The following is a 20,284-nucleotide window of genomic DNA, read 5'->3' on the forward strand; positions in this document are numbered from 1 at the left end:
CGCGTCAGCCGCGCATCGCCCGCAGCAACTGGTCCTCGGTGAGGGCCGGAACCGGCAGGGGGTGCGCGGCTTTCGCGCGGAGACCGTCCAGGATGAGCGCCAGATTCCGCCGCCACAGGTCGGGGGCGACGGTGGCGGTCGCGGCCACCACGCTGGTGTGCGACCAGGTGATGAAGGCGATGTCCTCGAGCGTCCAGTCCGCGCGCAGTTCCCCGGCCTCCTGCGCGCGGGTGATGATGCGCCGCATCAGGGCGTGGCCGTGTTCGCGGGCGTGGGCCAGGGCCTCGCTCGGCGGGTGGCGCAGGGCGAGTTCGCCGAGCAGGCGGTCTCCGGCCTGGAGTGCGCAGATGCGCTCGACGAGCACCGTGAAGGCTTCCCACGGGTCGGCGATCTCGAGTGCCTGCTCGGCGATGCGGGTGCCCGCCTCCACGCGGTCGGCCACGGCGGCGGCGATCAGGTCATCGCGGGTGGGGAAGCGGTTGTAGAGGGTGCCGATGGCCACGCCCGCCCGGGCGGCGATGTCCTTGAGCGGGGCGTCGAGGCCGCGCTCGTCGAAGAGTTCACGGGCGGCGGTGACCAGCGCGTCGCGGTTGCGCTGGGCGTCGCTGCGCAACGGCTTGTCCTCGGGCATTCGCCGATCCTACAAATCAGGCGTGCGATTTATCTTGAGCCCTAGTTCAACTTAGTGCTACTTTGCGGATAACTTGAACCAACACTCAACTTGGTGAGGTAGACGGATGAGCACGCTCGCGATCTTCGGATACGGACCCGGCCTCGGCGCCGGAACAGCACGGGAGTTCGGCCGCAACGGTTTCCGGATCGCGGTGATCGGCCGGGACCCGGTGGCGGCGGCCGAGCGCGCGGCGGTCTTGCGCGCGGAGGGCATTGAGGCCGAGTCGTTCCCGGCCGATATCACCGAGCCCGCGCAGCTCAGCGCCGTCATCGCGCAGGTGGAGGACAAGCTCGGGCCCATCGAGGTGGCGCTGCATTCGGCGGCCGCGGGGATGTCGATCCGCAGCGAGTCGACCCGCGCGGTGGACCGGGCGGCGCTGGAGCTGCCGCTGGCGCTCAAGGTGTACTCCTCGATTCAGCTCAGCCGGGAACTGCTGCCCGGCATGATCGCGCGGGGCAGTGGCGCGCTGCTGTTCTCCTCTGGCGCCTCCGAGGCGAATCCGCAGCCCTACCTGGCCAATGTCGGTGTCGCGCTGGGCGCGCAGCGGGCCTATGTGCGGCAGCTGGCCGCCGAGGTGGCGGGCACCGGCGTCTATGTCGGGCTGCTCGGGATCGGGGCGCTGATCGAGAACAGCGCCGTGCAGCGCGAGGTCGACGCGCATCCGGAGCTGATCCCCGACGGGCTGGTGCTGCCGCGTATCGGCAATGCCGAACTCGGCGCGCGGTACTGGCGGATGGTCACCGAGCGCGACGCGGTCGAGGTCGAGATCGGGTTCTGAGTTCCGGGGTTGACCTTGACGTAGCGTCAACTTGCAGACTGGTCTCATCGACGGGAAAGGAGCTGGTCATGGCGGGTGAATGGGCCATCCAGGACCTCGCGAAAGCCGCGGGCACCACCAGCCGCACGCTGCGCCACTACGGGCAGCTCGGCCTGCTGGAGCCGAGCCGGATCGGCGCCAACGGCTACCGCTACTACGACCAGAACTCCCTGGTTCGCCTGCAGCGCATCCTGCTGCTGCGCGAACTCGGCCTCGGCCTGCCGGTGATCGCCGAGGTCCTCGCCGGTGAACAGGGCACCGCCGACGCACTGCGCACGCACCTGGAACTGCTTCGGCAGCAACAGGATCGGATCGCGCGGCAGATCGAATCGGTGTCGACCACATTGCATAAGACAGAGAGAGGTGAACCCCTCATGGCCGCAGAGGTTTTCGACGGCTTCGACCACACCCAGTACAAGGACGAGGTGATCGAGCGCTGGGGCAAGGACGCCTACGACAGCGGCGACCGCTGGTGGCGCTCGCTGACCGAGGACGACAAGAAGTCCTTCCAGCAGACCCAGCTCGACATCTCCGCCGACTTCGGAAAGGCCCACGCCGCAGGGCTTCCCGTCGACGGCGAGACGGTTCAGTCCATCGTCAGCCGACACGTCGCCTGGCTCGGCGTGGGCACGCAGGGTCGTCCCGTCAGCGACGAGTACCTGCTCGGCCTCGGCGAGATGTACGTCGCCGACCCGCGCTTCCGCAAGAACTACGACGTCCACGGCGAGGGCACGGCCGAGTACATCCTGGAGGCCTTCCGCGCCTATGTCGCCGGGCGGTCCGCCGAGTAGTTCGTGAGGTCGTGGCGCGTGGACGAGCGGCAGGTCATGCGCGCACCGGCATCGACTCCGGGTCGACCGGTGCGCGCGGCTGTCCGGATCCGGCGATAGGCTGACTCGATCGAGGCTCATCTACCCGGAGCCGAAGGGGGAGCAGTGAACAATCCGCACATGCCGCTCGGGGCGCCGCCACCGCCGTATGTCGCTTCCGGGCCAAGGATGCCGATGACCGTGCTCTTCGCCGGAATCGGCGCGCTACTCGGGGGCGGGTACGGAATCTTCGGTGTGCTCATGGGCGTGACCGGGCTGAGCCGGGAACCGTACTACCTGTCCATGTCGATTTCGGACGCGGAGCTCCGAGCGCGGATGGAGCTCGAAGCCGATATCGCGGAGCTCTGGCATGTCGTGGAACTCGCTACCGGTGCGGTGATGTTGGTGTTGCTCGGGATCGGCGGAGGTCTGCTGCTGCGCAGGCAGGCCGCCGGTCTGCCGATGGTGATCATCGGCAACGGGCTCGCCTTCTTCGTCTGGGTCGGCATCGGGGCAGCTGACGGCCGCAACGGCAGGATGGTGATCGCGGTGATGGCCGCGTTGCTATCGCTGGCCGTCCTGATCGCGGCGGTCCTGCCGCGCACGCAACGCTGGATCGATGACGGCCGGAATGCGCCGAATGGTCCGAATCGTGCTCGATCGGCGGTCGCGCCGTATAACTGACGGCGGCGGTGTTCGAGTACGGGGGCAGATGGTGGCGCAGGACGAGGACGGGCGGTCGCGGCGGGCGGTGACGGCGCTGGTGGCCGGGTGGCTCGGGGCTCTCGTCGGGGTCGCCGGGCTGGTGGTCGCGGGGGTGACCGTGGTGCTTCGGGTCATCGGGCGTGCGATCGAGCTCGACTACACGGGGGCGGGGATCGTCGGCGGGCTCGGGGTGGTGTACCTGCTGGGCGCGGTGCTGTTGCTGCGGCGGCGGCTGCTCGGGCGGCGGGTGCTGATCGGGGTATCGGGGGCGATGAGCGCGGCGACACTGCTGGTCGTGGTGCTCAACGGGGCCGGGCACGGATGGCGGCTGGGGGTGCTGGACTGGTGGCTGCTGCTGAACCTGGTGATCCTGGTGCTCAGCGTGATCGAGCCCACGCGGCGATGGACCGTCACGCGGTGACCCGGCACGGAATAAGGTCTTGATCGTGCGGGAGACGAACTCGAAAACCGGTGAGGTGGCGGCGATCGTCGCGGTGAGCCTCGCGGCGGTGGCGGCCGCCGCCAATCTGATCGCGGCCGCGGTACTGACACGCGCCTTCGTGCGCGACGCCGAGCTGCTCGACGACTCACTGGCCCTGTTCACCCTGCTCGGCGCGCTCGCCGCGGCGTTCGTGTTCGGCTACGGCGGCTGGCTGCTGGCCCGGCGCGAGGAGACCGGCCGGTGGCTGGTGATCGTGGCCGCTGGCACCCAGCTGGGGCTCGGCGTGCTCGCCCTGCTGGCCACGCTGGTGAACTACGACGCCGAGTACGGCATCCACTGGTTCGCGCCCGAACCGCTGCTGTCTTCGATTGTGCTCGGCTTCGGCGGGGTACCCGGTGCGGTGACGGCGATCGTGAACCACAGCTGGGCCGCGTCGGCGTCGGCGGTCGCGCTCGGTGTGCTGGCCCTGCTGCCCGCGGCGCTGCCGTGGACGGCGGACTACACACTCGCTCGCCCGCACCGCGCGGTCGAACCGACCGTATAGTTTCGGCAGGTCGGCGTAGGAATTCGAGGAGGGGGACACCATGGGGTATCCGTATGGCCCACAGCAGGGACATGATCCGTACGCGGGACAGGGATACGCGCAACCGGGCTACGGCGCCCAGCCGTATGCGGCGCCCGGACCCCAATACGGCTACGGCGCACCGGCTTACGGCGCCGCGCCGTACGGTTACGGCGCGCCCTACGGCCAGCCGCGCGCGAGTGGCGGCACCGCCATCACCGCCGCCCTGTTGGCCCTGGTGCTGTCCATGTTCGGCGGGGTGGGGCTGCTGGTCACCTTGGTCGCCATGTCGGAGATCGACGGGGCCGCCTCGGACGCGATGGTGGTTCCGCTCGTCATCGGCGGTGGCGCCTGCTTGCTGTGGTTCCTCGGCTCGATCCTGCTCTTCCGCCGCAAGGCCGCGGGCCGCGCGATCCTGATCATCCTGTCCACCCTGGCCCTGATCGGCATCGGCATCTCCACCGCCATCACCCTCGACAGCGGCGCCGAACCCGGCCCCGCCCTCGTCGGCAGCGCCATCGGCGGCGGCCTCGCCCTCCTCATCCTCTGCCTCGCCGCCGCGGGCTCGACCGGCCGCTGGATCCGCGACGCCCGCCAGCCCCAGGCCCCGTACCCGTACTACTGACCACTGGTACGGCCGTATAGTTCCGCAAGTCCACGTTGGGAATTCGAGGGGGATTCGTGGGATATCCGTACGGTCAGCAGGGGCATGCCCCGTCCCCGGTTCCGGCCAACCCGCAATTCGAGGTGGGACCGGCGGGCGTCCCCACCACGGCTTCGACGGCGGGAGCAGCCGGTCGGACACAACCCGGGGATGCGCGGATGAACCGTCCAGATGTTCCGAATCAGGGCTCGGCTCCGCTGTTTCCGCCTGGCCCGGTGAATCAGCCGGTGGGCTATGGAGCGCCCGGGTACCCGGCTCCCGCGCCCGCGGGTCCCTACGCTGGTCCGCAGCAGGGGCAGGCGGTGCCGCCGCCGGGGTATGGGCCGCTCGGCGGGCAGGGGCAGGTGGGTGGGGTGATGCCGGGGCCTGGTGCGGGAGTTGGGTATGGGCATCCCGGTGGGGCGGGACAGCCGTTCGGGCAGCAATGGCCGATGGGTGGCGGGGGTGGGCCGGTGCCGCGGGGGTATCCGCCTGTTCGGCCGAGGCGGGCCGGTGGGTGGGACTTGTTCGCCCACTGGGCGGGGATTGTGCTCGCGGTGTTGCTCGTCGGGGTCGCTCTCGGGGCGGCGGTCGGTGGGGTGGCGGCGTACCGGCTCATCGGGCCCGGGTATCCGGACGATACGAGTCGGGTTATGGCGATGACGCTGGTGCATCTGGGGGCCGCGGCGCTGTGGGGGCTTGCGGTGTTCCTGCTCGTGCGGCGCGTGAAGGCGGGGCAGGTGATTGTCGGCGTTCTCGCGGCGGGGTATATCGCGTTGAACGTGCTCGCGATGGACTCGATTTTCACGATCATGCTGCACTTCGTCGTTCTCGACCAGGGCTGGGGCCAGGGGTTCCTGGGTCTGCTCTTCGGGGACGAGTCCGGGACACGGATCACCGGGGCTGGGGCCGTGCTGGCGGGGTTGTTGCTGATTCTGGTGCTGGTGTCCGTGGTCAAGGGCAGGACGCAGGGGTCAGGAGCGGGGCGGGTGCCGGACGGGTTCGGTGGGCAAGCACCCGGGCAGACCCCATCGGCTCCGCCCCAGCCCTACCGCTGAGGCACCCGTATCGGCCCAGCTCACGGACTGGTCGGTGACTCCGCCGGGACAATCCGCGGTCTTCCGATACGCTGGGCTCCCGTGACCGCCGCATCGCCTTCTTCCTCCCCGGCCAACCAGTACGACCTGATCGTGGTCGGCTCCGGCTTCTTCGGGCTGACCGTCGCCGAGCGTGCCGCGAACCTGCTGGGTAAGCGGGTGCTGGTGCTCGACCGCCGCTACCACCTGGGTGGCAACGCCTACTCCGAGCCGGAGCCGGAAACCGGTATCGAGATCCACAAGTACGGCGCGCACCTGTTCCACACCTCGAACAAGAAGGTGTGGGACTACGTCACCCAGTTCACCGAGTTCACGAACTACCAGCATCGGGTGTTCGCCCTGCACAAGGGCCAGGCCTACCAGTTCCCGATGGGGCTGGGTCTGATCTCGCAGTTCTTCGGCCGGTACTTCTCCCCGGAGGAGGCCAAGGCGCTGATCGCCGAGCAGGCCGCCGAGGTGTCCACCGCCGACGCGCAGAACCTCGAGGAGAAGGCGATCTCGCTGATCGGCCGCCCCCTCTACGAGGCGTTCGTGCGCGACTACACCGCCAAGCAGTGGCAGACCGACCCCAAGGAACTGCCCGCGGGCAACATCACCCGCCTGCCGGTGCGCTACACCTTCGACAACCGCTACTTCAACGACACCTACGAGGGCCTGCCCAAGCACGGCTACACGAAGTGGCTGGAGAACATGGCCGCCTCCGAGCTCATCGAGGTGCGCGTGAACACCGACTGGTTCGACGTGCGCGACGAGATCCGCGCCGCCAGCCCGGACGCCCCGGTCGTCTACACCGGCCCGCTGGACCACTACTTCGACTACGCCGAAGGCGAACTCGGCTGGCGCACCATCGATTTCGAGACCGAAGTGCTCGAGACCGGCGACTTCCAGGGCACCTCGGTGATGAACTACAACGACGCCGACGCGCCCTACACCCGCATCATCGAGCCGCGCCACTTCCATCCCGAGCGCGACTACCCGGCCGACAAGACGGTCATCATGCGCGAGTACTCCCGCTTCGCCAAGACCGGCGACGAGCCGTACTACCCGATCAACACCCCCGAGGACCGCACCAAACTGCTGGCCTACCGCGAGCTCGCCAAGCAGGAGACCGCCGAGAACAAGGTGCTCTTCGGCGGCCGCCTCGGCACCTACCAGTACCTGGACATGCACATGGCGATCGGTTCGGCGCTGAGCATGTTCGAGAACGTGCTGCGCCCGCACCTCGAGTCCGGCGCGACCCTGGTGGACCAGGCGTGAGCGGGCAGGACAACAGGTCGGCGGCTGTCACCGGCGCGAACGAGCAGGAACCGGCTGTGAACGGGCAGACCGCCACGAACGGGCAGGCAAAGGCCGACTCCGCGCCCGCGAGCACGCCGTCCACCCGCGCACCGCGCAAGGCGACCAGTCCGAGCGCGCAGAACCAGGCCGCCGCCACGCCGGGTGCGAGCGCACCCAGGAAGCAGTCGGGCGACGACCAAGCCGCCGCGGCGAGTACCCGCACCCGGCGCAAGGCGGGCGCGAGCGCGGCGAAGCCTGCTCCGGTGAGCGCACCGCGGAAGGGACGCGGAGTGAGCGGACAGTCCGAGGCGCCCACCCAGACGCGAGCGACCTCGCTACTGCAGCGGGTCATCCTGCCGCGGCCCGGCGAACCGCTGGACGTGCGGACCCTCTACCTGGAGGAATCCACCACCAACGCGCGTCGCGCGCACGCCACGAGCCGGACCGCGCTCTCGATCGGCGCGGAGTCGGAGGTGTCGTTCTGCACCTACTTCAACGCGCTGCCCGCGAGCTACTGGCGCCGCTGGAGTGTGCTGAACTCGGTGGTGCTGCGGCTGGAACTGGACGGGCACGGGCGCGTCGACGTCTACCGCTCCAAGGCCGACGGTTCGCGAATCCACGTGCAGGGCAAGGAATTCGCCGTCGAGCAGGGCGCCGATTCGGTGTTCGTGGAGTTCGAGACCGATCTCGGCCCGTTCGAGGACGGCGGCTGGATCTGGTTCGACATCACCACCGACACCGCCGTGACACTGCTGGCCGGTGGCTACTACGCCCCGCAGGACGCGCCGGGCACCGGCACCATCGCGGTCGGCATGCCCACCTTCAACCGGCCCACCGACCTGGTGAAGACCCTGGCCGCGCTGGGCTCGGACCCGCTGGTGCTCGACAATATCGCCGGGGTGATCGTCGCCGATCAGGGCAACCGCAAGGTCGTCGACGAGCCCGGGTTCACCGAGGCCGCCGCCACCCTGGGCGACCGGCTGAGCATCCACGACCAGCCCAACCTCGGCGGGTCCGGCGGGTACAGCCGGGTGATGTACGAGGCGCTCAAGACCGACGCCGAGTTCATCGTCTACATGGACGACGACATCGAGATCGAGCCCGACTCGATCCTGCGCGCGCTCGCGTTCTCCCGCTTCGCCAAGTCACCGCTGCTGGTCGGCGGGCAGATGCTGAACCTGCAGGAGCGTTCGCACCTGCACAGCATGGGCGAGGTCGTCGACCGGGGGATCTTCATGTGGTCCTCGGCGCCCAACGTCGAGTACGACCACGATTTCTCGAAGTACCCGCTCAAGGACCGCGACAATTCCAAGCTGCTGCACCGGCGTATCGACGTCGACTTCAACGGCTGGTGGACGTGTGTGATCCCGCGGCAGGTGGCCGAGCAGATCGGTCAGCCGCTGCCGCTGTTCCTCAAGTGGGACGACGTCGAGTACGGCCTGCGCGCCCGCGAGGCCGGGTACCCGACCATCACCCTGCCGGGTGCGGCGGTGTGGCACATGGCCTGGTCGGACAAGGACGACGCGATCGACTGGCAGGCCTACTTCCACCTGCGCAACCGCCTGGTGGTCGCCTCGCTGCACCTGCCCGGTGACGGCAAGCCGATGATCGTGAACACCGTCAAGGCCACCCTCAAGCACCTGCTGTGCCTGGAGTACTCCACGGTCGCCATCCAGAACGAGGCGATCCGCGACTTCCTGGCCGGGCCGGAGGGCCTGTTCGACCTGCTGCCGAGCGCGCTGGGCAAGATCCACGCGATGCGCAAGGAGTACCCGGACGCGGTGGTGCTGCCGTCCTCGACCGAGCTGCCGCTGGCCAACCGGCACGGTGTGGGCGCCACCGGCGAGCCGGGTAACCCGATCGCCAAGGTCGCGCGCCTGGCCAAGGGCGTGGTGCACAACTTCCGCAAGGCCGACCCGGGCGCGCACGAGACCCCGCAGCTCAACGTGCCGACGCTGGACGCGCGCTGGTTCCTGCTCTCGCAGGTCGACGGCGTCACCGTGACCACCGCCGACGGGCGCGGCGTGGTCTACCGCAAGCGTGACCCGCGCAAGGCCGCCGAACTGCTCAAGGAAGCCCTGCGCCTGCGCAAGGAGCTCACCGCCCGTTTCCCGGAGATGCAGCAGCGCTACCGGGCCGCGCACGCCGAACTCACCAGCACGGCCGCGTGGGAGAAGATCTTCCAGACAGGAACCGAGAAGTGAACGCGATCAACCCCGAAACGCCCGAGCTCGAGCTGATCGAGGAAGGCTGCGGCGGCGAGTGCGCCTGCGCGTGCGGCGACGAGTACATCGAGGTGCCGCTCGAGGTCGGCATCATCAACACCGTGCAGAACACCATCGGCACCAGCCCGGCCGTCGTCTCGGCCGCGCGCGGCATGTCGCACTTCGGTGAGCACGCGCTGGGCTGGGTCGGTATCGCCGCGGCGGGTTGGCTGGTCGACAAGCCGCGCCGTCGGCAGTGGGCCGGGGTCGCGGTCGGCGCGGTCGGCGCGCATGCCGCGTCGATCGTGATCAAGCGGATCGTCCGCCGCCCGCGTCCGGACAGTCCCGCGGTGCAGGTCAACGTGTCGACGCCGAGCAAATTGAGCTTCCCGTCCTCACACGCGACCTCGACAACGGCGGCGGCGGTGTTGCTCGGCAGGCTCACCGGGCTACCCTTGCCTGCGGTGCTCGTGCCGCCGATGCTGCTGTCCCGGGTCGTGCTCGGCGTGCATTACCCTTCCGACGTGCTCGCCGGTTCCGCCTTGGGGGCCGCGTCGGCAGCCGCCGTGCTAGCCGCCGAAAAGAGACTCCGACCTTGACCGCAACTGAAAGAACCTTGGCTGAGATGAGCGAAGAACCGTCCGCCGCCGTCCTGGACGAGGCTGTCGTGAAGGGCCCGCCGAAGACCCTGGTCGGCGGCGTCATCAAGGCCATCCGCCCACGTCAGTGGGTCAAGAACGTGCTCGTGCTGGCCGCGCCGCTGGCGGTGGGACCCGAGGCGATCAGCGATGGTGGCGTGCTGGTGCACGTCGCGATCGCGTTCGTGGTGTTCTGCATGGCGGCCTCGGGCATCTACCTGGTCAACGACTCGCTCGATGTCGAGGCCGACCGGGCGCACCCGACCAAGCGCTTCCGCCCGATCGCGGCGGGTGTCGTTCCTGTCAACCTGGCTTACGCGCTGGCGGCGGTGCTGCTGGTCGGTTCGATCGGCGGTTCGTTCCTGGCGTCCTGGCACCTGGCCGTGGTGATGGCGATCTACATCGGCATCCAGCTGGCCTACTGCCTCGGCCTCAAGCACCAGGCCGTGCTCGACATCTGCATCGTGTCCTCTGGCTTCCTGCTGCGCGCGGTCGCCGGTGGCGCGGCCGCCGATATCGCGCTGTCGCAGTGGTTCCTGCTGATCATGGCGTTCGGTTCGCTGTTCATGGCGGCGGGCAAGCGCTACGCGGAACTGCAGATCGCGCTGGAGACCGGCGCCAAGATCCGCAAGTCGCTGCAGTACTACACGCCCACCTACCTGCGCTTCATCTGGACGCTGGCGGCCACCGCCGTTGTGATCTTCTACGGCCTCTGGGCGTTCCAGCAGGACGAGCTGCGCGACACCCAGTGGTACTCGATCTCCATGATCCCGTTTACCATCGCAATCCTGCGTTACGCGGTCGACGTCGACGGTGGCGAGGCCGGTGAACCCGAAGAGATCGCGCTGGGGGACCGCATCCTGCAGTTCCTCGCTATTGCCTGGATCGGAGCGGTAGGTGTCGCTGTCTATCTCACCTGACGAGATCGTGGTAGCGGAGCGGGAATCAACCGAATACGAGCGGCTACGCGACGACGAGTCGGCGCGTCCGGCCGCGCGTTTCACCGTCCTGTCCCGTGCCACCTTCGTCGGTGGGATCGTGCTCACCACGGTGATCTTCGCGGTCGGCGCGTGGAACCGGCGCTGGATCGCCGATGACGGCCTGATCGTCCTGCGCACCGTGCGCAACCTGCTCGCGGGCAACGGCCCGGTGTTCAATATGGACGAGCGGGTCGAGACCAACACCAGCACCGCGTGGACCTACGTGGTGTGGTTCTTCAGCTGGCTGACCCAGGCGCGCCTCGAGTACGTGGTGCTCGGCGTGGCGCTCACGGTCTCGCTGCTGGCGGTCGTTTTCGCCATGCTCGGCACCGCGCGGCTGTGGGGCGGTAGCGCCACCCAGCTGCTGCTGCCCGCGGGCGTGCTGGTCTACATCGCGCTGCCGCCCGCGCGCGACTACGCCACCTCCGGACTGGAGAGCGGGCTGGTGATCTGCTGGGTCGGGCTGCTGTGGTGGCTGATGATCCGGTGGAGCCAGGCCGCGGTGGTGCGGGTGCCGAGCCTGCTCGGGCTCGTCTTCCTTGCCGGGCTCGCGCCGCTGGTGCGGCCGGAGGCCACGCTGATCGGCGTGCTCGCGCTCGGCATGATCTTCCTGGCCCCGATGCCGGAATTCCGGTTCGGTCCGACCGCGCTGCGCGCGCTGATCGTGTTCGTCGCCGGGATCGTGCCGGTGGCCTACCAGATCTGGCGGATGGGCTACTACGGCCTGCCCTACCCGAACACCGCGGTCGCCAAGGACGCGGGCGGGGCCAAATGGGGCCAGGGCCTGACCTACCTGTGGGACCTGGTCGGCCCGTACTACCTGTGGATTCCGCTGCTGGTGCTGCTGATCGCGGGCATCGTGGCCGGGATCGCGCGCGGCTTCGCACTGCCGAGACTCTCGGTGGGCGGCGTGCGCGCGTGGCTGCGCTCGCCCAGCGCGGTCGTGGTGATGGTGCTGGCCAGCGGCCTGCTGCTGACCGTGTACGCGGTGCGCGTCGGCGGTGACTTCATGCACGGCCGGATGCTGCTGACCCAGCTGTTCCTGCTGCTGCTGCCGGTGGCCGTGGTGCCGCTGCGGCTGCCGCGCGACGGCTCGCCCAAGGACTGGTCGTTCGTCGCGCTGCTGGTCGCGCTGCTCGGCGCGGTGGGCTGGTCGCTGTTCGCGGCCAACACCACCGCGATCAAGACCGGCACCAAGATCAGCTCCTCCGGCATCGTCGACGAGCGCGTCTACTACGTGCTCAACACCGGCCACGACCATCCGATCCTGGCCGAGGACTACCTCGACTACCCGCGCATGCGGGCGATGGTCGAGGACATCGCGGCCAACCCCAACGGCGGCCTGCTGCTGAACTCGCCCTCGTTCACGTTCTGGTACCTGGACCCGCCCCCGCAGCCGATCCCCGAGGACGGCGCCGGGCACACGGTCTACTTCCTGAACCTGGGCATGACCAGCATGAACGTCCCGTTGGGCGTGCGCGTGATCGATCCGATGGGCCTGGCCTACCCGCTGGCCGCGCATTCGGACCGGCTCGCGGACGGGCGCATCGGCCACGACAAGAGCCTGTACCCGGACTGGGTGGTCGTCGATTCGGGCATGGTCGACATCCATCCGTGGATGCCCTGGTACATGGACGAGAAGTGGGTCAGCCAGGCCCGCGCGGCGATGTCGTGCCCGCAGACCCAGGCGCTGCTGATCTCCACCCGCGACCCGATGACCTTCGATCGGTTCAAGCACAACCTGCGCCACGCGCTGAGCTTCGCGAAGTACCGGATCGACCGGGTGCCCAAGTACGAGATCCAGCGCTGCGGCTTGGTCGATCCGCACCCGCAACCGCCGCGCTGACGCTAGTCTCTCCTGGGCCTGGCCAGGCATAACAGAGTGGTGTTCGCCGCTAAATCACTTTTCGGTAACGCCAGGCTATCGATGTAGCGATATGGTCAACGAGAACTCCACCGTCGGCGCACTGGTGTGCCGGATGACAGTCGGCGGCATTTGCAACCGCGGTTCGCGCGAACCGCACGAGGAAAGGCCCAAAACAGCATGCGTGGCGGACGTCTGAGAGCCAGGGGAGCCGGCTGGCTCAAGCGGGCAGCACTGGTTTCGCTGGCGGTTGTGCTGCCGCTCGGTGCGTCGGTGGCTGGTCCCACCGGTACCGCGTCGGCGGCGTTCAACCCGGATGGTTTCGACTTCTGGGTCGACTCCGAGATGGGCCCGATCAAGTCGCGGATCTTCCGCGCGGCCGACGGCAACACCGGACGCGTGGTCTACGCGCTCGACGGTATGCGGGCTCGCGACGATCTCAACGGCTGGGAGATCGACACCGAGGTCGCGCGCGCGCTGACCGCGAACAACATCAATGTCGTGATGCCGGTCGGCGGCCAGTCCAGCTTCTACGCGGACTGGAACGCCCCGAGCAACTTCTTCGGCATCGACGCCGGTTCGGGCGGTAGCTCGACCGGTTCGGCGGCCACCGGTTCGGCGATGACCGGCTCGTCGATCGCCCCCGCTCAGGTCGCGGGCAAGAAGAACACCTACAAGTGGGAAAGCTTCCTCACCAACAACCTGCGCAACGCGCTGGCCAGTCGGCTGGGCTTCAACCCCAACCGCAATGGTGTGTTCGGCCTGTCGATGGGTGGCTCGGCCGCGCTGACGCTGGCCGCCTACCACCCGGACCAGTTCAGCTTCGCCGGTTCGTTCTCCGGCTACCTGAACATCTCCGCGCCGGGTATGCGTGAGGCCATGCGCGTCGCGATGATCTCGGCCGGTGGCTTCAACATCGACGCGATGGCGCCGCCGTGGGGCCCGCAGTGGCTGCGGATGGACCCGTTCGTCTTCGCTCCGCGCCTGGTCGGCAACGGCACCCGCGTGTGGGTCTCGGCCGCCAGTGGTATCCCCGGCCCCGGTGACGTGTCCAACCCGATGGAGATCGTCCAGGGCGTGCCGCTGGAGCTGCTCGCGATGGTGAACAGCCGGGCCTTCCAGGTCCGCATGGCCACCCTCGGCGGCGGCAACGCGCACTTCGACTTCCCGATCACCGGCGTGCACAACTGGCGCAACTGGGAGACCGAAGTCAACCGCATGATCCCGGACCTCTCGGCCAACATCGGCTGAGACATGGCGGCTGGCGCCGTTCGCTAGGGAACCCGCTCAGTGCACTCGCACTGGGCGGGTTTTCTTCGTTTGCGTCACGATCCGAGCGAAAGCTGGTGACGAATCATGAGCGGCAGGTCACCGCGAGTTGTGCTCGGGGTCACTTTCCAGCAACATATAGGCATTCGTTCAGCGATTGATACACAGTGAGCATGCGTCGAGGTTGAATCGTCCGTTTTGCCCTGGATTGATCTGTTTCGACGCCCGATGAGGGAACCGACCGTGTAGCTCGGGGTTTGCGCTGGCGGTCAGCCGAGAAAGGTCTAGTCGAATGCGAACACTGCGCCGCAAGCATCGGTCCGTGCAGACTGCCTCCCGTGGTTCGTGGGTGCGGCGCTGGGCCGCTGGCGTCTCCATGGCACTGCTGGTTCCCGTGGTGACAGCCGTGGGTGGCACCACCGCTCCCGCCTCCGCCGGTTTCAACGGCGCCGCGTTCGACTTCTGGGTCGATTCCGGGATGGGGCCGATCAAGTCCCGCGTGCTGCGCGCGGCCGACGGCAACACCCACCGGGTGGTCTACGTGCTCGACGGCATGCGCGCGCCGGAGACGCTCAACGGCTGGGAGATCGAAACCGATATCCCCAACGCGCTCGCCGCGGCCAATATCAATGTGGTGATGCCGGTCGGCGGCATGTCCAGCTTCTACGCCGACTGGAACTCCCCGAGCGAATTCTTCGGCATTCCCGGAAACGGTGCCCCGAACTCCGGTTCCGGCGCGGCCAACGCGCTGTCCGGCGGTCCCGGCAAGAGCTACCGGTACCAGTGGGAAACCTTCCTCACCAACGACCTGCGCAACGCGCTGGCCGACCGGCTGGGCTTCAACCGCTTCCGCAACGGCGTGTTCGGCCTGTCGATGGGTGGCTCGGCCGCGCTGACGCTGGCCGCCTACCACCCCGATCAGTTCTCCTTCGCCGGTGCCTTCTCCGGCTACCTCAACATCTCCGCGCCCGGCATGCGCGAGGCCATCCGCATCGCCATGCTCGACGCGGGCGGCTACAACGTCGACTCCATGGCCCCGCCGTGGGGCCCGCAGTGGCTGCGGATGGACCCGTTCGTCTTCGCGCCCAACCTCGTCGCCAACAACACCCGGCTCTGGATCGCGGCGGCCTCCGGCCTGCCATCGAATACCGACGGCCCGCACATGGGCACCGTCAACGGCATGGCGCTCGAGGCGCTGGCCCTGGCCAACACCCGCGCCTTCGAAGTCCGCATGGCGACCCTCGGCGCCCGCAACGTGGTGTACTCGTTCCCGCCCTTCGGCATCCACGCCTGGAACAACTGGAACGACGAGGCCCTGCGGATGATCCCGGATCTGTCCGCCAATATCGGCTAGTCCGACACCGCGCGAACGCCCGGCACATTCGTGTGCCGGGCGTTTATTTTCCGGTGCTTCTCGGTCCCGAACCCGTTGGTCTTGCAACTAATTCGGTACTCGAATACTCTCCAGCGAGCGTAAGTGTGTCCAGATCGTTGTTTCGGCTGGCTTGTCGGGAACCAGTCGAAGATCAAGTCCTGTCTGGCATGCCACAACAGCAGAAAGAGAGCGGAATTCACATGCGTTTCGGCAAGGCCGCCGCGCCGAAGGGTGATCTGGGCGCGTCCCGGGCAGTAGCACCTCGTGGCTGGCGTCATCGAATTCTAGCTGTCGGCGCAGCGGCCCTGGTGCTGCCGATCGCCGCAGGGGCGGCCCCGACCGCGTTCGCCGCCCCGGCGCCCTCCGCGCCCGCGCTGCGGGCCCCGGCCGGTGGCTACGAAGAACTCATGGTGCCCTCGAAGATGGGCCCGGTGAAGGTCCAGGTGCAGTGGGCGCGCAACGGTGGCAACGCCGCGCTCTACCTGCTCGACGGCCTGCGCGCCCGCGACGACAAGAACGCCTGGTCGTTCGAGACCAACGCGATGCAGCAGTTCGCCAACGACAACGTCACCCTGGTGATGCCGGTCGGTGGCCAGTCGTCCTGGTACGCGGACTGGACCTCGGCGTCCAACACCAACGGCCAGAAGACCACCTACAAGTGGGAGACCTTCCTGACCGAGGAGCTGCCCGCCTTCCTCGAGGGCTACGGCGTCTCCCGCACCAACAACGCGGTGCTCGGCCTGTCGATGAGCGGCCCGGCCGCGCTGCGTCTCGCCGCGCTGCACCGCGACCAGTTCAAGCACGCGTCCTCGCTCTCGGGCCCGCTGAACTGGGGTGCCCCCGGCATGCGTGAGGCCATTCGCGTGATGATGCTCGACGCGGGCCGCTTCAATGTCGACTCCATGGCCGCTCCGTGGAGCCCGGCGTGGCTGCGGATGGACCCGATGGTCTTCGCGCCCGAGCTGCGTGGTCTGCCGATGTTCATCTCCTCGGCCAACGGCCTGCCCGGTCAGCACGACCGTCCGGCCGGTCTGGGCGGGGTGTACAACACCGCCAACGCCATGGGCATCGAGGCCATCTCCTTCGTGAGCACGCTGGCCTTCCAGCAGCGCCTCAAGACCCTGGGCATCAGCGCCATCTTCGACTTCCCCGCCAACGGCACCCACTCGTGGAAGTACTGGGAAGACGAGCTGTGGAAGGCGCGTCCGCACATCCTGGGCGCGCTGGGCGCCTGATAGTTTTCGCCCAGCAACCTGAGAAGACCGGTCCACCCGCAGGGTGGGCCGGTCTTTTCGTTGTAGTCGGGCTTCGCGTGTCGTCCCGGTTATCGGCCCGCACTGCGGTACAACCGAGGATGAGGCTGTCCCGTGGGGTGGGATGAGGAGGGTAGGGTCGCGCATGTCGAAACATCGTGTCCGAGCGCCCATGCGGCGGATCCTCGGAATCGCGGCCACGACCGTGGCCCTGCTGGCACCCGTCGTCGCCGTGCCCGCCCAGGCCCAGGCCCAGCCGGTCGCCTCGGCGGTGCAGCGCGTCGAGTGGCTCTCCGATCGCCGGGTGGCGATGTGGGTCTACTCCGCGGCCATGAACACCCCGATCCAGGTCCAGATGCTGCTGGCCAGAGACTGGCATTCGCGTCCCGACGCCCAGTTCCCGATGCTGCTGATGCTCGACGGCCTGCGTGCCCAGGACGACGAGAACGGCTGGACCAAAGACGCTGACGCCGAGGGCTTCTACGCCGACAAGAACGTGAATGTGGTGCTGCCGGTAGGTGGTCAGTCGAGCTGGTATTCCGACTGGCTCTCGCCCGACAACGGCTACACCTACAAGTGGGAGACATTTCTCACCAAGGAACTGCCGCCCATCCTCGAACGCGACTGGCGCACCACCGATGTGCGTGGCGTACAAGGACTTTCGATGGGTGGCACGGCCGCGATGAATCTGGCCGGGCGCAATCCCGGGCTGATGAAATACGTGGCCTCCTACTCCGGGCTGCTCACCACCACGACTCTCGGTATGCCGCAGGCGATCACCTTCGCCAACAAGGACGCGGGCGGCTTCGACGCCGCCGCCATGTGGGGTCCGCCCGGCAGCCCGGAATGGGCCGCACACGACCCCTATCTGCTGGCCGAGAAGCTGCGCGGAGTGAGCATGTACGTCTCCAGCGGCAGCGGGCTGGCCGGTACGCACGACCAGCTCAGCGAGATGCCGCTGCTGAGCGAGAACTGGGCCGGGACCGGGCTGGAGATCCTGGCGCGGCTGTCGACGGAGAACTTCGTCACCAAGCTGGAGAAGCTGGCGATTCCGGTGCAGGCCAACTACCGGCCCTCCGGCACGCACACCTGGCCGTATTGGGACTTCGAGATGCGCCAGTCGTGGAGTCAGGCGGCCGCGGCGCTCGGCACCGATCCGAACGGGGCGAACTGTGCTCTCGGCGGGGCGATCGCCGGGCTCGCGCAGGCGGCGAACTGGCTGGGCACCTGCCTGACCGCGGAGTACCCGGCGGCCACGGGCGTGGCGCAGGACTTCCAGCACGGGCGGGTCTTCCATTCCGCCGCCACCGGCACGCACGCGGTGGCGGGCCGGATCGGGGGCACCTACACCGGAGTCGGCGGGGCGGCCTCGCCGCTGGGCCTGCCGACCGGTGACGAGGTGGGCCTGCCCGACGGCCGCGGCCGGATGCAGACCTTCGAGGGCGGCTCGATCTACTGGACGCCGCAGACCGGCGCCCAGGTGATGCGCGGGGCCTTCCTGGCGGAATGGGGCAAGCAGGGCTACGAGCGCGGTCCGGCCGGGTATCCGGTCGCCGCCGAGGCGGCCACGCCCAGCCGTGACGGCGCGGTGCAGGCCTTCGAGCACGGTCCGATGTTCTACAGCGCGGCCACCGGCGCGCACCGGGTGCAGGGCGCGGTGCTGGACAAGTACGCCCAGCTCGGCTTCGAGAACAGCCCGCTGGGCTTCCCGGTCGCCGAGGAGGTGCCGCTGAAGGACCTCGGCCGCTACAGCCGGTTCGAGGGCGGCAACATCTACTGGAGCCCGCTGTCGGGGGCCTGGTCGGTGCGCAACGGCGCGCTGATGGAGGAGTGGGGCAAGCAGGGCTTCGAGAACGGCAGGCTGGGGTTCCCGGTGAGCGACGAGTTCACCGTTCCGGGCGGGATCCAGCAGAACTTCCAAACCGGGTTCATCGTGGTGCGAGACGGCAAATCCGAAGTTCACGGGGTGTGAGCCCGGGCTGAGAACTCTCTGAACTTCGCCGCCTGGCACCCGAACAGGCCCGATGTCCGGCTAGCCTGGTCTGCGACCGCTTCCCTGACGAACGATCGAGGAAAGACATCTTCATGCATCGGATCCCTGGCAAGGTAGCCGGATCGGTCGCGGCACTGGCCGCCGTCGCCCTGTTGTCCGCCTGTGGTGGCAACGACTCGACCGCGTCGCAGACGCCCACCCTCTCCAGCAGCGCGAGCGCCCCCGCGGCGTCCACCGCCGCCCCGGCCCCGTCGGCCGACGAGCACGGCGAGCATACGCCCAGCGCCACCGACGCGCCGGAGACCAGCGCTCCCGAGCAGCCGCAGACCGCGCCAGAGGCCACCGCGCCCTCGGCCCCGGTGACGGCCAAGGACCAGGCCTTCCTCGATGAGCTGGCCAAGAACGGCATCAACCCGGCCAGCCCGGATATCGCGCTGACCGCCGCCAACTACATCTGCTCGAGCCGCGCCACCGGTGCCTCCGATGCCGATATCGCCCCGTTCGTCGCGGCGATCGCAGGTACCGACACCAACTTCGACGAATCCAAGATGGACGTCGACAAGGCTTCCCAGGTCTATATCGCGGCCGCGACCTCGACCTACTGCTAGTGACGCCCCGGTCGACGCGACGGACCCGCAGGTTCTGGCCTGCGGGGTGCTTCACCCTGCTCGCGCTGCTGGTCCTGGCGATCATCGTCGTCCTGCTGCTGTGGTACCTGCTGGCGGGGCGGCTGGAGAAGCCGCCGCCGACCCCGCCGGGCGAGGAGCCGCCCACTTCGCAGTCGGCGGACTGTCCGGACGTGATGTTCCTGTCCATCCCGGGCACCTGGGAATCGGCCAGCGACGACGACCCGTACAGCCCGCACGCCAACCCGATCTCGCTCATGCTGAGCGTGTCGGGCCCGCTGCGGGCGCAGTTCCCGGAGGACCGGCTCGAGGTCTACACCGTGCCCTACGTGGCGCAGTTCTCGAACCCGATCGCCTTCCCGCCGGACGGCCAGGCCTCCTACAACGTCAGCCGGACCGAGGGCACCGCGCGGGCGACCGATGTGCTCTCCCAGCGGCATCGGGAATGTCCGTTGACGAACTTCGTCATCGCGGGCTTCTCCCAGGGCGCGGTGATCGCCGGTGACGTGGCCGCCCAGATCGGCGCGGGCAACGGCCCCATTCCGGCCGATCGGGTGCTGGGCGTGACGGTCATCGCCGACGGGCGCCGCACCGCCGACACCGGGCCGGGGCAGCCGACCGAGATCGGTGATCCGCCGCCTGCCGGGCAGGGTGCCGAAGTGGCGCTCAAGGGTGTCAATGTGCCGGGTATCAGCATGACCGGCCCGCGTCCCGGCGGTTTCGGTGAGCTGGCGTCGAAGGTGAACTCGATCTGCGCGCCCGGCGACATGATCTGCGACGCGCCGCGCGAGGCGCTCAACCCGGCCAACGCGCTGGGCAGCCTGGCCGCGCTGATCCGCTCGGCGGGCAACCCGGTGCACGCCCTCTACGCCACCAACACGGTGGACGGCGACGGCACCACGGCCACCCAGTGGACGGTGAATTGGGCGGCGGGGTTGATCGAAGCGGCGCCGCGTCCGCCGCATTCCTGAGTCTTGCGGGGCGGAGTTGTCACAGTCACAGCGGGTGCGTGATTGCCATGGATCATGCCTCGCTGTGACATCCGCACTCCCATTC

Annotated in this window: 19 protein-coding genes; 18 read left to right on the plus strand and 1 reads right to left on the minus strand. The window is 68.7% G+C overall.

What is annotated here, in order from left to right:
- Window positions 1-4 precede the first annotated feature (4 nt).
- Window positions 5-631 carry a TetR/AcrR family transcriptional regulator gene (locus tag WA675_RS14195; RefSeq protein ID WP_336084750.1) on the minus strand — a complete coding sequence of 209 codons (627 nt, stop codon included), beginning with the start codon at window positions 629-631 and terminating at the stop codon, window positions 5-7.
- Between the two features lie 106 nt (window positions 632-737).
- Between WA675_RS14195 and WA675_RS14200 the strand changes: the two genes are divergently transcribed.
- The 18 genes from WA675_RS14200 (at window position 738) to WA675_RS14285 (ending at window position 20,199) form a co-directional block, all read left to right on the plus strand.
- On the plus strand, window positions 738-1,451 hold the full coding sequence (locus WA675_RS14200) for an SDR family NAD(P)-dependent oxidoreductase (RefSeq protein WP_336084751.1): 714 nt from the start codon (window positions 738-740) through the stop codon (window positions 1,449-1,451).
- 68 nt (window positions 1,452-1,519) lie between these two features.
- Window positions 1,520-2,281, plus strand: a complete 762-nt coding sequence (locus tag WA675_RS14205; protein ID WP_336084752.1) for a MerR family transcriptional regulator — start codon at window positions 1,520-1,522, stop codon at window positions 2,279-2,281.
- Window positions 2,282-2,560: 279 nt separating this feature from the next.
- Window positions 2,561-2,983 (plus strand): hypothetical protein, encoded by a 423-nt coding sequence (locus WA675_RS14210; protein WP_336084753.1) that lies wholly within the window; start codon window positions 2,561-2,563, stop codon window positions 2,981-2,983.
- 28 nt (window positions 2,984-3,011) lie between these two features.
- A complete protein-coding gene (locus tag WA675_RS14215; protein WP_336084754.1) occupies window positions 3,012-3,425 on the plus strand; it encodes a hypothetical protein in 414 nt (137 codons plus the stop codon).
- A 25-nt stretch (window positions 3,426-3,450) separates the two neighbouring features.
- Window positions 3,451-3,990: a hypothetical protein gene (locus WA675_RS14220; protein ID WP_336084755.1), complete on the plus strand. Its 540-nt coding sequence runs from the start codon at window positions 3,451-3,453 to the stop codon at window positions 3,988-3,990.
- Between the two features lie 40 nt (window positions 3,991-4,030).
- Window positions 4,031-4,633: a hypothetical protein gene (locus tag WA675_RS14225; RefSeq protein ID WP_336084756.1), complete on the plus strand. Its 603-nt coding sequence runs from the start codon at window positions 4,031-4,033 to the stop codon at window positions 4,631-4,633.
- Window positions 4,634-5,304: 671 nt separating this feature from the next.
- The gene (locus tag WA675_RS14230; protein ID WP_336084757.1) at window positions 5,305-5,709 is read left to right on the plus strand and encodes a hypothetical protein; all 405 of its coding nucleotides are present in this window, start codon (window positions 5,305-5,307) and stop codon (window positions 5,707-5,709) included.
- A gap of 81 nt (window positions 5,710-5,790) precedes the next feature.
- Window positions 5,791-7,005 (plus strand): UDP-galactopyranose mutase, encoded by a 1,215-nt coding sequence (gene glf / locus WA675_RS14235; RefSeq protein ID WP_336084758.1) that lies wholly within the window; start codon window positions 5,791-5,793, stop codon window positions 7,003-7,005.
- Window positions 7,006-7,316: 311 nt separating this feature from the next.
- On the plus strand, window positions 7,317-9,230 hold the full coding sequence (locus WA675_RS14240; protein WP_336084961.1) for a glycosyltransferase: 1,914 nt from the start codon (window positions 7,317-7,319) through the stop codon (window positions 9,228-9,230).
- An 86-nt stretch (window positions 9,231-9,316) separates the two neighbouring features.
- Window positions 9,317-9,829: a phosphatase PAP2 family protein gene (locus tag WA675_RS14245; protein WP_278261178.1), complete on the plus strand. Its 513-nt coding sequence runs from the start codon at window positions 9,317-9,319 to the stop codon at window positions 9,827-9,829.
- A gap of 26 nt (window positions 9,830-9,855) precedes the next feature.
- The gene (locus tag WA675_RS14250) at window positions 9,856-10,788 is read left to right on the plus strand and encodes a decaprenyl-phosphate phosphoribosyltransferase (protein ID WP_336084759.1); all 933 of its coding nucleotides are present in this window, start codon (window positions 9,856-9,858) and stop codon (window positions 10,786-10,788) included.
- Window positions 10,789-10,795: 7 nt separating this feature from the next.
- Window positions 10,796-12,694 carry a flagellar motor control protein ZomB gene (zomB, locus tag WA675_RS14255; RefSeq protein ID WP_442945630.1) on the plus strand — a complete coding sequence of 633 codons (1,899 nt, stop codon included), beginning with the start codon at window positions 10,796-10,798 and terminating at the stop codon, window positions 12,692-12,694.
- Between the two features lie 198 nt (window positions 12,695-12,892).
- The gene (locus WA675_RS14260) at window positions 12,893-13,963 is read left to right on the plus strand and encodes an alpha/beta hydrolase (protein ID WP_336084762.1); all 1,071 of its coding nucleotides are present in this window, start codon (window positions 12,893-12,895) and stop codon (window positions 13,961-13,963) included.
- 310 nt (window positions 13,964-14,273) lie between these two features.
- Entirely contained in the window at window positions 14,274-15,335 is a 1,062-nt protein-coding gene (locus WA675_RS14265; protein WP_336084763.1) for an alpha/beta hydrolase, read from the plus strand.
- A 221-nt stretch (window positions 15,336-15,556) separates the two neighbouring features.
- Window positions 15,557-16,591, plus strand: coding sequence for an alpha/beta hydrolase (locus WA675_RS14270; RefSeq protein WP_336084764.1), 1,035 nt, complete (start codon window positions 15,557-15,559; stop codon window positions 16,589-16,591).
- Between the two features lie 163 nt (window positions 16,592-16,754).
- The gene (locus WA675_RS14275; protein ID WP_336084765.1) at window positions 16,755-18,581 is read left to right on the plus strand and encodes an alpha/beta hydrolase-fold protein; all 1,827 of its coding nucleotides are present in this window, start codon (window positions 16,755-16,757) and stop codon (window positions 18,579-18,581) included.
- A gap of 113 nt (window positions 18,582-18,694) precedes the next feature.
- On the plus strand, window positions 18,695-19,210 hold the full coding sequence (locus tag WA675_RS14280; protein ID WP_336084766.1) for a DUF732 domain-containing protein: 516 nt from the start codon (window positions 18,695-18,697) through the stop codon (window positions 19,208-19,210).
- Window positions 19,210-20,199 carry a cutinase family protein gene (locus tag WA675_RS14285; RefSeq protein ID WP_336084767.1) on the plus strand — a complete coding sequence of 330 codons (990 nt, stop codon included), beginning with the start codon at window positions 19,210-19,212 and terminating at the stop codon, window positions 20,197-20,199. Before WA675_RS14280 ends, WA675_RS14285 begins: the two co-directional genes overlap by 1 nt.
- The last annotated feature ends 85 nt before the right edge of the window (window positions 20,200-20,284 follow it).

This window comes from Nocardia sp. SSK8 (genome assembly GCF_037034205.1).
Classification (GTDB): domain Bacteria; phylum Actinomycetota; class Actinomycetes; order Mycobacteriales; family Mycobacteriaceae; genus Nocardia.